We start from the raw sequence: 11,974 nt of genomic DNA on the forward strand, positions 1-11,974 counted from the left end.
CTCCATAAACTGCCGCCAGTCTTGCTGCAGTCATGGCAATCGGTCTCAGCGTCAGCCTTGAGGGCCTGCAGGGCCTTTCACACGGCTGGAAACGCTGCTGGTGCTCAGCCTGGACGGCCTGCGCGCTTCTGGGAGCGCTGCAGACACCGCTTCAGGCAAGCGAAACAGAAACACGTCATGCCATGGCAGCCATGGCTGCGTTTGCCGAATGCAAGGTCCTGAACGCCGGATACAGCCGCGACAGGGCCAGAACCATCCTGAACACCTGGATCGAAAATAAGGGGCTGGAGAAACAAGCTGAGTGGCTGCAATCACCCCAGGCCATTCGCGTTGTAGCTCTCACCAGTGAAGCGATGAACAAAAGCTGCAATGGCTTTGATCAGAACAGTTCTCAATTCATACCTGCAATGGAAGCGATTGATCAATTATGAAATGCAGGATTCACTCAAAAGACCAGTGAAACTTATTTCAGAATTCAGCAGATGCTGTCAGCCAACCATTCAGACACTGATTCAGGAATAAGCTGGATGAGGATTTTCTTGAGCCATCAGAGTGATTCGCTTCAGACCCAACCAAACGGCACTAGTACTGATCGGTTTTCAGAAAGACTACTTTGACCCGCAAGGAGCCCTCTATTCTGTTGTAGAAGAATCACATCGTGTTTCAGGCACCCTCGAACACACCATCGAGACAATCGACAACATTGTTCAATCTCCAATCACCATCGTGAACACACCTATCGTGTTCAGCGAGACCTACAAGGAGATTGAGAACCCAACCGGAATCCTCAAAGCAATCAAAGAAATTGAGGCATTTAAAGTGGGCACAGCAGGAGCAGAGGTGATAGCCGAAATCAAAAAGTATGGAGATCGCATTAAAACAGTGCCCGGCAAAAAAGGATTTAATGCTTTCTCCAACACCGACTTAGAGAAGCTTTTTTCCGATCATCAGATCGAACAGATTGTGATTGCTGGATGTGTTTCATCACTATGCATCAATGCCACGGCTCTTTACGCGAGAGATCAAGGCTATGAAGTAACCATTCTCTCGGACTGCACCTCGAGCCGAACGCCTATTGAACAAGAGATGTTTTGCGATGAAATTTTCCCACTATTTGCGGACGTGATAACTCACGATGATTTCATTAATGCAATAAGAAGCAATTCCTGTTGATCGCCAGCCATGGACCGTTATCAAGTACCTGACGCAGCAGCGATTGCACAATCAAGACTGATTGAACGATTAGCGGAATCGGAACGCACGATGCGGGACATCTTAGTCAACCTTCCCGTCATTGTCGCTCGCTTCAACAAGAACAACAAAGGAAAAATTCAATTTCTGAATATGGCCTGGAGCAGAATACTTGGATTCAAGATTGACTCCTGCATAGGAATGGAAATCAATTCCTTTATACTTGCAGAGGATCTACAAAGATGGAACGAATTACTCGAACAGAGCCACAATGATAAGGGAAAATCATCAGATCTGGATAGTCAAATCCGCTTCAAAGATTCCAAAGAGCAAATTCGCTGGCTTCGAATCAAACTCGATCAGCGCAAAAACGGTGAGGTCATTGCTTTGATGGAGGATTTCACAGAAAGACGTCGCCTTGATGCTGAGTTAATTCAAGCCCAACGACTGGAAAGCATTGGCCATCTTGCTGGAGGCTTGGCCCATGATTTCAATAATCTTCTGCAAGTAATCATGGGGTATATCAACTTAACCCAACGACTCATCAATAAAAAAGGAATTGATTCAAATTATCTGGAGACCGCAAAACAGGCTTGCCTACGTGCAGCTGGCCTATCAAAACAGATGCTGACATTCAGTAAGGGAGGGGAACCAGTTCAAAAGCCTGGATCCCTGGAAAAGGTTGTCAGAGAGGCTGTAGACATGAGCCTGCACGGGTCAAAACTCAAAGCATCCATCAAGCTTGAACAAGACATACCAGAAGTGAATATGGATTATGGACAAATTCATCAAGTCCTTCATAACGTCATCCTCAACGCAGAACAAGCAACGGCCGAAGGCGGACTACTCGATATTACAATAAGAAGAGCATTACCGATAGATAGCAATCCCAGCCCAAAAGAAATGGTTGTCGTGGAAATTAAAGATAAAGGGATTGGCATTGAAGTAACAAACTTAGGGAAAATATATGATCCATATTTTACAACTAAAAAAACAGGAAATGGCCTTGGCTTAACGAGTGCGTACTGGATTATCAAGAAACACAATGGCAATTTACAAATCAACAGTGAGTACGGAAAAGGCACGACAGTTCAGATTTCCTTGCCTGCCCTACACAGATCAGAAGCCTCAGATAAATCACAGAGCAGAAAAAGCAAACAAACAACATCCATGAGCATATTAATCATGGATGACGAAGAAATTGTTCGAAAGTCAATGCAGCTCATGCTCGAAGATTGTGGTCATCACGTGACTTCCGTGAAGCACGGCGAGGAGTGCCTGCAGGCCTATTCAAAAGGGTTAGAAGAGAAAAAATATTTTGACATCATCATTCTTGATCTGACGATATCAGGAGGCAAGGGGGGCATCTGGACGATCGAACAAATTCTCAAACTGAATCCGTCGGCAAGAGCTATTGCCGCGAGTGGATATAGCCATGACAACACGTTATCCAATTACAAACAAATAGGATTTTATGCCGTACTGCAAAAACCCTTTGGAATTGATACTCTCAATAAATGCCTTGAGGATGTCATCAATATGTAATCTGCCGCAAAAGACTCATGAATCCAAGCACAATACCAAAGCATAAGGCACAAAAAGTCTTCTTTTTTTCAGGGCTCCGTAACCAACATTGAAATCCTGTAAACCTAACCCACTTCGACAGACATACCAATCTCCTTGACGTACGCAGGACACCAAAAACAACCTTATAAGCAAAAATACTCATCCGTTGTTCTAAAGGAATGGTTAAAAAGATAATGTCAACATAGCCACAATCCTGCATTCATCCAGATCATGCCTCTTAACAATCAAGTTCCATTGGTTACGTTTCAGACTCGCGTCCGTGATGAAAGTGTACCTGGCGATAACCCATTCCGGTGGCAAGAGCTAAGCAGCAAGGACATTTTTAGTGGCAAAAAAACTGTACTTTTTGCACTTCCTGGTGCCTTCACACCAACATGCTCGTCCAATCACCTACCCCGGTATGACGAACTCTTTGAGGAATTTAAAAGTCAAGGCGTTGATCAGATCATCTGTCTGTCAGTGAACGACGCATTTGTCATGTTCCAGTGGAGTAAGCACCTGGGAACCAAGAACATTTTTATGCTGCCAGATGGCAATGGTGAATTCACCCGAAAGATGGGAATGCTTGTTGAGAAAGAAAATCTCGGGTTTGGAATGCGCTCATGGCGTTATTCGATGCTTGTCAATGACATGGTCATTGAAAAAATGTTTGTTGAGCCTGATTTTGCAGACAACTGCCCAACAGATCCTTTCCAATCCTCTGACGCTGACACGATGATGGCATTTCTGAAAGGAAGCACATCATCAGGGATCGCCAAACCACATGCTTTCATCGGCTGATTGAAAGGCCCAGCCCATCACCCTCCCTCATCCTGAGCTGCGTTCAAAACCAAGGCCTGTTGATCAAAGACAGGTCTTGGTCACCTCAGTCTGATTGATTGAACAAACCCGAGGGCATCAAGACAAGCCATGAAGAGAGGAGACATCGGCAGGAATCTTCTGATCACCTACTTTGTCTGGGCTGTTGCACCGGCAGCCGCCATTCCATTACCTCTGGTCTGCAAGCTAACCAGCGAAGAGTCTCCTTCAATCAAGATTCGACTCACTGAACGAACAACAGGATCGCTCAAAGGTGAATTGATTCAGAACGGTAGTACACTTGGTGATTTTCAATCGGGAAAACCAAAGCGAGGCAAAGATCCCTGGTGGTCTTTTCAAAAAGACAACAACAGTTCCAAAGGAGTCTCAGTTTTTTTCAAAGGCACAGAAATCTGGAACCCCTATCGACGGATACCACGACCGCAGGACAGCAACCGAGTGTTTTTTGCGGGGCTGGCAGCTGCGCTTTGGAACTGGGATTCAACTGAACAGCGAAGTATTTTTCGTGGGAATATTGATTTACTGAAGTCCGCTGGGGGGATCTGGTCAATTTCCAGCCAATGCGTTGGCGGAAGAATTGTTGATGGATGATCGAAACAATACAGATCATCACGCTGGACTCTGTTGATGAAGTAAAACAATGCGTACGCAGGACCGACGCAAGTTACGATGCAATCATACTGCGAGACTCGCGAAAATCTCGGATATGAGCTGCAATCCGCAACCAAACCCAAATCTCAAAAATAAGTGCTTCACCTAACACACAATTTTCAACAAGGTTAGCTGAAACTTCATCGTTATAACCAAGAGATATGCCAACAAAAATCGCAACCGTTGAACCAATAATGCACAAAGGAACAAAGACGAAAACAAATCCCCGGATCAACATCACCCAGGAGATAAAAACCAACTTGTCCGAAAATTTGACACCAGACTCACCACCATTGGCCATATAACAATTGCGCAATAGCACGACAGTCGCCACAAAAGTCAGAGCCCAAAACAGGTAATCTCAGACAGTCGGCTGCATAGACGTGGGCAACATAAATAGATGAAGCAGAATCGTTGACGCAAGCAAATACCCAAACACATCAGACTGCTTAAGCGATCCCTTAGATAATTCGGATTTCAAAGCCTGAATTCCTAAGAATCTCACGATTATTTTGCAGTAACCTCAATCCTAAAAAGGCGTAGGCAGATAGGCAATGTCTACGGCAACAACCCCTATTCTTCAGCTTGCAGCGTGTTAATGATTTGCAATTATTATCTTTATATCAGGCTTAATCTAGCAACAATTACTTCTTCTCTTTCCTCTTTTTACGCTCATTCCACAAGCAAATCACTAACCCAATAACGGCTGCAGTTAAAGCGTAGGGAAACAGCCAGGGGAAGATAATGAGTAGGATTATGTCAAAGTAGAAGAACCAAAACTTCTTGCACGACTCTAGGAATTTTGACATAAATCTCTGAACCCTATAATCGAATGTGGAAGCAGAATACCACTACAGTAATTGGATATGAGGATTATTAAGGAGTAACGCAGGTTGCGAAGCAATAACCCATTACGTGAGGGTTAGCTGCTTTGGGGGATGCGTTCTTATTCCAATGCGCTCATACAGTAATCAGCGAAAAGCCTTAGCAAGGACTGATTGGTATCTATGTTAATTAAATAGCGGGAAGCGATATGAATATGAATCCGAACGAAAGCTTCATGGGCTATTTGCGATTGCACCTGAAGTTGACGATCTAGGGAACATAAACAAAGGCGATAATACCCATGACTCAATTGAGCTATTTTTATAAATTCTTGATGCTCGCGATGGAGAGCCTGGAATTGTCCGTTTCACGCAAGAACAGCTTGACAAGGCTATTGAGCGGTATAAAGAATATTGCGAAAACGTAGATAGCGATGATTTGAGTGCGCATCACAAGAAAAAGAAAATTCAGTACTGGATTAATCAAAAAGAAGCTCGAAAAGAATATTCTGAGAATGCTTCAAGAGCAGCTGGGAAAAATACATTAAAAATTGCAGTGAATATGGCGACATGAAATTATCTAAGTTCTGATATATGTATTAGAGATGAAAGCCTTAGGGCAGCGTATGACTAAATCAAACTTGAACCTGCTTCCTATGTTGCCAGCGTGTCTGCTGTTTGTAGTTGGCGTCATGACACCACAACTAATAACAAAACCACGCATTAGTTATATATTTAATTAGATTGATATATTACCCACCGCAAGTATGTGTTTCTGGCACGTAAGCGCCAAATGATTTTTTTTGCCCTATATTTTTAGAGTGATACTATCGCTTGATGAATAGTGACTGTCATACTTAAAGGAATCAGGGTCTTTTAGTTTCCTTTTTGCTCTAGACATACACCCACCAAGATTATCTCCTTCACTTCCCCAGTCTGTCTTTAATTCAAATCCATCTAATGATCTTTTTCTGAGAACGCTTCGACTACTCTTGGCTACTTTCGGAGCTGTTTCATCAACTATCAAATCCCCAAAAGCGATGACTAAAGCAAATACTACTCCAACCGACTTGAGTACTAAATTGCCGCGGAATATTGCCTTGTTCTTACCAGCGTAAATCCACGCAAGCATTATTCCAATAATTCCGCATGTTGCACCAGCCATTGCCCACCAAAATTGAGAATTGCTATCGCATCCTTTTGCTTTCGAGATTCTCCAACAAAAACAATACCTGCTATAGGAAGAATAAATTTCATTTGTCATCAATTAAACGGCATGTCTTCATTTTGCAAAGGATTTTGTGTTTCTCTTTTCAACTTGCCTTTGTATTCTTTTAGAAATTTCTTAGACTCGTAAATAATATTGATTCCACCAAGTCAGTAGATCGTGAGATAAACCTTCCTGACTGGATAGTTACACATTAAACAAAAACTCCATCACGTCGCCTTCCTCTACTTCATACTCTTTGCCCTCACTGCGTAGCCAACCTTTATTACGAGCTTCTACCAGCGATCCTGCTTCAAGCAATTTCTCGCAACCGATGGTCTGAGCACGAATGAATCCTCGCTCGAAATCAGTATGGATCACTCCTGCCGCCTGAGGAGCAGTCATCCCAGCCCTGAATGTCCAGGCTCGTGTTTCCTTTTCACCAGTCGTGAAATAGGTGCGCAACCCCAGTAAACGGTAAGTGGCACGAATCAGACTTTTCAGGCCACCTTCGCTAACACCCAGTCCATCGAGATAGTCCTTGCACTCATCAGCCCCAAGCTCAACCAGTTCCGCTTCCACCTGAGCAGAGATGCGCACAGTTTCAGCGCCCTCCTTTGCCGCCAGAGCAACCACGTCCTCGCAGAATCGATTGCCTGCAGCGAGGTCGTCTTCACTCACATTGGTGGCGTAAATGATTGGCTTGGCCGTTAAGAGCCCAAGTGGTTTGACCATCAAAGCTTCTTCGTCGCTCAGCTCAACACTGCGCGCAGCGCCGCCTTGCTCGAGCACAGCCTGAACCCGTTCAAGCGCCGCATCCTCTGTCTGGGCCTCCTTGCTTGTTCGCATCTGCTTCTTCAGCCGTTCGCGACGCTTTTCAATCTGAGTGAGATCTGAAAGCCCGAGTTCAAGGTTGATCACCTCAGCATCGCGAACGGGGCCAACGGAGCCGGAGACGTGAATGACGTCGTCATCCTCGAAGCAACGAACCACATGAACAATGGCGTCCACTTCACGGATGTTGGCCAGAAACTTGTTGCCCAGACCTTCACCCTGACTGGCTCCCTTCACCAGACCGGCGATATCAACGAATTCCATCCTTGTGGGAATGGTTTCGGCGCTGCTGCTCAGATCAGTCAGCTGCTCCAGCCGCGCGTCCGGAACAGACACGGTCCCGACATTCGGTTCGATGGTGCAGAAGGGGAAATTGGCTGCCTGGGCCTGGGCATTGGCCACAAGGGCATTGAAGAGGGTGGATTTACCCACATTGGGTAAACCAACGATTCCGGCTTTGAGCATGGCGGGAAATCTATCGGCAGGCGCGTCTCGGCATCGGATGGTCGAAACACGATTTGAACGTTCACGGGCGAGAATAGTTATGAATAATGTTGAAGGGGCCATGGGCAGCCAAAAAAGCCAGTCCCCTGCAGGGACCACACCCGAAGCTCTGCGTGCGCTCACCCGCCTGAGTGGTCTGAAACGCAGGCGGCGGCGCTTGTTCGGTGTTGGTGTTGCCGCCGTCCTGGCGGCGGCAGTCGGAGTTATCTGGAGCAAAGGTCCAGGGTCTGATCGTTCGCGACAGTTGAGTGAATACACCGTGGCGGCGGAACGGGGGTCTCTGCCCGGCGTGATCACGGCCAGCGGCGCTCTGGAAGCCATCCGACGGGTGAACGTGAGCCCAACGAGTAGTGGTCTGGTGAAAGCGCTGTACGTCGACGAAGGCGATGTCGTGACCAAAGGTCAGGTCCTGGCTCGTATGAGGGCCGGTGACCTCAAGGACCGAATGGATGAACTTGCCGCACTCGAGCGACAGGCTAGGGCGGACTATGAAGCCAAGCGGGCCGAATATTTGCGCAACCGGCAGCTGGTGGATGTGGGAGCCATCAGCGAATCAGACCTGGATAGCTTCCGAGCTGCCTTCATCAGCAGCAAGGAAGCTCTGACCGCAGCTCGCGAGCGCATTGAACAACGCAACGTTGAAGGCAGTGACCTGCTGATCCGGGCTCCTTTCAGCGGGGTCATTACGGAACGCTTCGCCGAACCTGGATCCTTTGTCACTCCCACCACAGCGGCATCAACCAATGCCGGCGCCACAAGTTCATCACTTGTTGAGCTTTCCCAAGGCATGGAAGCGGCGGCCAAGGTGCCTGAGAGCGACATCGGCCGCATTCGTATTGGTCAGGATGCCACTGTTCGCGTGGATGCCTTCCCTGATCAGCTCTTCCCTGCGAAGGTGCGCGACATCGCTCCGCGTGCACTTAAAACCGACAACGTGACCTCATTCGAAGTGGAACTCACGCTGATTGATCCGCCACCGACCCTGCGTTTCGGCATGACCGCGGATGTGAATTTCCAGACCGGACGCACCACCGCAAACACACTGGTGCCAACAGTGGCAATCGTGACTGAACAAGGGCAGTCAGGCGTTCTGCTGGTTGGCAAAAACGATGAGCCCACCTTCCAGCCTGTGCAGCTCGGTGCCAGCAGCGGCGACAAGAGTGCCATTCTCTCCGGTGTGAAGCCCGGCACACGCGTGTTTATTGACATGCCGCCCTGGGCGAAACAGCGCGACTGACCGAGCCAGGACCTCCCTTCATCCATGCCCGAAACAAAGGAGAAACCCCTGCTGCTGCTGGTGGATGGCCATTCTTTGGCCTTCCGCAGTTTCTACGCCTTCAGCAAGGGCGGTGAGGGGGGACTGGCCACGAAGGATGGTCGTCCCACGAGCGTGACCTATGGATTTCTCAAGGCACTGCTGGACAACTGCAAGGGACTGAAACCCGAGGGTGTGGCGATCGCCTTTGACACCGCGGAACCCACTTTCCGCCATAAGGCCGATCCCAATTACAAGGCGCACCGGGATGTGGCACCGGACGTGTTTTTTCAGGACCTGGATCAGCTGCAGCTGATCCTGCGCAATCAACTGCAGCTGCCGCTGTGCCTGGCCCCGGGTTACGAAGCCGACGACGTGCTCGGCACCCTGGCCAACAGAGCCGCGTCGTCTGGATGGCGGGTGAGAATCCTGAGCGGGGACCGCGATCTGTTCCAGCTGGTGGACGACAAGCGGGACATTGCCGTGATGTACATGGGCGGCGGTCCCTACGCCAAGAGCAGCGGCCCCACGCTGATCGATGAGGCCGGTGTTGAGGGAAAGCTCGGGGTGATGCCCGACAAGGTGGTGGACCTGAAGGCCCTCACCGGAGACAGCTCAGACAACATTCCTGGAGTGAAAGGCGTCGGCCCGAAAACCGCCATCAATCTGCTGAAGGAAAACTTGGACCTTGATGGTGTCTACAAGGTTCTTGCCGAAGTCGAGGCGGAAGGCCCCAAGGCCAGCAGAGGTGCTGTCAAAGGGGCTCTGAAGGGCAAACTCCGTTCCGACCGTGACAACGCTTATCTATCAAGGCGATTGGCCGAAATCCTGGTCGACATCCCACTGCCTGAAGAGCCCGCACTCGAACTTGGCCCTGTGGACGGCGAAGGTCTGGAAGCACAGCTCAAGGATCTTGAGCTCAACAGTCTGGTGCGACAGGTTCCGGGTTTCATCGCCACCTTCTCCCCAGGCGGTCTAACGGCCAATGCCCACCTACTCGAAACCAAGGTTTCAGATGACTCAGGGCAACCCGAAACGTCGAAGATTTCAGCAGCAACGGAGCTTGATTCCACTGACGCTCCAGACCGGAATGCCGCCTCCACCCAAACTGACTTAAAGCCAAAGCTGATCAACAGCGACAAGAGTCTGCAAGAGCTGATGCAACGCTTGCAGTCCTGCACCGATCCCACTGCTCCGGTCGCGCTCGACACGGAAACCAGTGACCTCAATCCCTTCAAGGCGCAGCTGGTCGGCATCGGTGTGTGCTGGGGGCCCGGTGATGCAGATCTCGCATACATCCCTGTCGGGCATCGTGCCGCGGCGGAACCAACGCTGAAACCCGAGCAGCCACTGGTGCAGCTCCCACTCGAGACAGTGCTGGAACAGATGGCTCCCTGGCTGGCAAGCCCAGAGCACCCCAAGGCTTTGCAGAACGCGAAATATGACCGCCTGATTCTGTTGCGCCATGGCTTGCCGTTGTCAGGAGTTGCCATGGACACCCTGCTGGCCGATTACCTCAGAGATGCAGCCGGCAAGCACGGCCTGGACGCCATGGCAACACGCATGTATGGAATCACTCCCACCCTTTTCAGTGATCTGGTGGGCAAGCCCAAGGAAGGAAAAGCGAGCTGCTTCGCAGAAGTGGACCTTAACCAGGCCGCGTTGTATTGCGGCATGGACGTTCATCTCACGCGCCGTCTGGCCATCGATCTTCGTGAGCAACTGGAAGCAGCAGGAGAGAAGCTCCCCAGCCTTTTGGACAATGTGGAACTGCCGCTGGAACCGGTGCTGGCTCTGATGGAAGCCACTGGCATCCGCATTGACCTGCCCTACCTCAATGCACTGTCAACAGAGATGGGTGACATCCTGCAGCGCCTGGAAAAGCAAGCCAAAGAGGCTGCAGGAACCGACTTCAACCTCGCCTCACCCAAGCAACTCGGCGAACTGCTGTTCAACACCCTGGGGCTCGACCGCAAGAAATCCCGCAGGACAAAAACCGGCTACAGCACGGATGCCACTGTGCTGGAAAAACTCGAGGCTGATCACCCTGTGGTGCCGTTGGTTCTGGAGCACCGCGTGCTGAGCAAGCTCAAGAGCACCTATGTCGATGCTCTACCTCAGCTGGTAGAAGCGGAAACAGGCAGGGTGCATACCGATTTCAATCAAGCGGTGACGGCCACCGGTCGACTGAGCAGCAGTAATCCCAACCTGCAAAACATTCCCATCCGCACGGACTACAGCCGCCGCATCCGCAAGGCATTCCTGCCGCAGGAGAACTGGACGCTGCTCAGCGCGGATTATTCCCAGATTGAGTTGCGCATCCTCACCCACCTCTCCGGCGAGGACGTGCTGCAAAAGGCTTACCGGGAGGGAGATGACGTGCATGCCCTGACAGCACGACTTCTGCTCGACAAGGAGGAGGTGGACAGCGATGAACGGCGCCTGGGCAAGACGATCAATTTCGGTGTGATCTACGGAATGGGTGCCCAGCGCTTCGCTCGGGAAACCGGGGTCAACCAAGCGGAGGCCAAGGAGTTCCTGCTGCGTTACCGGGAGCGATATCCCAAGGTCTTTGCCTTTTTGGAATTGCAGGAGCGGCTGGCCCTCAGTCGCGGGTACGTGGAAACGATCATGGGTCGACGTCGTCCCTTCCACTTTGATCGCAACGGCCTTGGGCGCTTACTTGGCAAGGAGCCCATGGACATCGATCTGGATGTCGCTCGTCGGGGCGGAATGGAGGCTCAGCAGTTGCGCGCCGCCGCAAACGCACCGATTCAGGGATCCAGTGCCGACATCATCAAACTGGCCATGATCCAGCTTCAGGCAGCCATCGAGCAGCAGGCACTTCCGGCACGACTGCTTCTGCAGGTGCACGATGAACTGGTGCTTGAAGTGGATCCAGATGCTCTGGAACCGATTCAAAAACTTGTCGTGAACACCATGGAAAACGCTGTCAGCCTGAGCGTGCCACTAGTTGCTGAAACCGGCATCGGCACCAACTGGATGGACGCGAAATAACAGTGTGCGAATCACCCGCAAAGGGGAAGGGATGCTCAAGTGCGGCGCTTCAGTATCGAATGACCCTCGCGATATCCAATCACA

Annotated in this window: 10 protein-coding genes; 7 read left to right on the forward strand and 3 right to left on the reverse strand. The window is 50.1% G+C overall.

Annotation, left to right across the window (positions count from 1 at the left end; genetic code table 11):
• The first annotated feature begins 32 nt into the window (after positions 1-32).
• The 5 genes from SIB58_RS09610 to SIB58_RS09630 all read left to right on the forward strand — a co-directional run bounded on the left by SIB58_RS09610 (position 33) and on the right by SIB58_RS09630 (position 4,188).
• On the forward strand, positions 33-431 hold the full coding sequence (locus tag SIB58_RS09610) for a hypothetical protein (protein WP_156486713.1): 399 nt from the start codon (positions 33-35) through the stop codon (positions 429-431).
• 121 nt (positions 432-552) lie between these two features.
• Entirely contained in the window at positions 553-1,173 is a 621-nt protein-coding gene (locus SIB58_RS09615) for a cysteine hydrolase (RefSeq protein ID WP_082823389.1), read from the forward strand.
• Between the two features lie 9 nt (positions 1,174-1,182).
• A complete protein-coding gene (locus SIB58_RS09620) occupies positions 1,183-2,736 on the forward strand; it encodes a PAS domain-containing sensor histidine kinase (RefSeq protein WP_066909995.1) in 1,554 nt (517 codons plus the stop codon).
• 252 nt (positions 2,737-2,988) lie between these two features.
• Complete coding sequence (locus SIB58_RS09625; protein WP_066909998.1) at positions 2,989-3,558, forward strand: peroxiredoxin; 570 nt, start codon at positions 2,989-2,991, stop codon at positions 3,556-3,558.
• A 297-nt stretch (positions 3,559-3,855) separates the two neighbouring features.
• Complete coding sequence (locus SIB58_RS09630) at positions 3,856-4,188, forward strand: hypothetical protein (RefSeq protein ID WP_156487719.1); 333 nt, start codon at positions 3,856-3,858, stop codon at positions 4,186-4,188.
• Between the two features lie 73 nt (positions 4,189-4,261).
• Here the strand turns inward: SIB58_RS09630 and SIB58_RS09635 are convergent, their stop codons facing one another.
• From SIB58_RS09635 to ychF, 3 genes are all read right to left on the reverse strand, one after another.
• On the reverse strand, positions 4,262-4,582 hold the full coding sequence (locus SIB58_RS09635) for a hypothetical protein (RefSeq protein ID WP_066910002.1): 321 nt from the start codon (positions 4,580-4,582) through the stop codon (positions 4,262-4,264).
• A 1,298-nt stretch (positions 4,583-5,880) separates the two neighbouring features.
• Positions 5,881-6,336, reverse strand: coding sequence for a hypothetical protein (locus SIB58_RS09640; RefSeq protein ID WP_156486711.1), 456 nt, complete (start codon positions 6,334-6,336; stop codon positions 5,881-5,883).
• Positions 6,337-6,486: 150 nt separating this feature from the next.
• On the reverse strand, positions 6,487-7,578 hold the full coding sequence (gene ychF / locus SIB58_RS09645; protein ID WP_066910008.1) for a redox-regulated ATPase YchF: 1,092 nt from the start codon (positions 7,576-7,578) through the stop codon (positions 6,487-6,489).
• Positions 7,579-7,678: 100 nt separating this feature from the next.
• Between ychF and SIB58_RS09650 the strand changes: the two genes are divergently transcribed.
• Both SIB58_RS09650 and polA read left to right on the forward strand, forming a co-directional pair.
• Complete coding sequence (locus SIB58_RS09650; RefSeq protein WP_067326739.1) at positions 7,679-8,854, forward strand: efflux RND transporter periplasmic adaptor subunit; 1,176 nt, start codon at positions 7,679-7,681, stop codon at positions 8,852-8,854.
• Positions 8,855-8,878: 24 nt separating this feature from the next.
• Complete coding sequence (gene polA, locus SIB58_RS09655) at positions 8,879-11,890, forward strand: DNA polymerase I (protein WP_066910011.1); 3,012 nt, start codon at positions 8,879-8,881, stop codon at positions 11,888-11,890.
• Positions 11,891-11,974: the final 84 nt, after the last annotated feature.

Origin of the sequence: Synechococcus sp. MIT S9504 (assembly GCF_047497135.1) — a bacterium.
In the GTDB taxonomy this organism is placed as follows: Bacteria; Cyanobacteriota; Cyanobacteriia; order PCC-6307; family Cyanobiaceae; genus Synechococcus_C.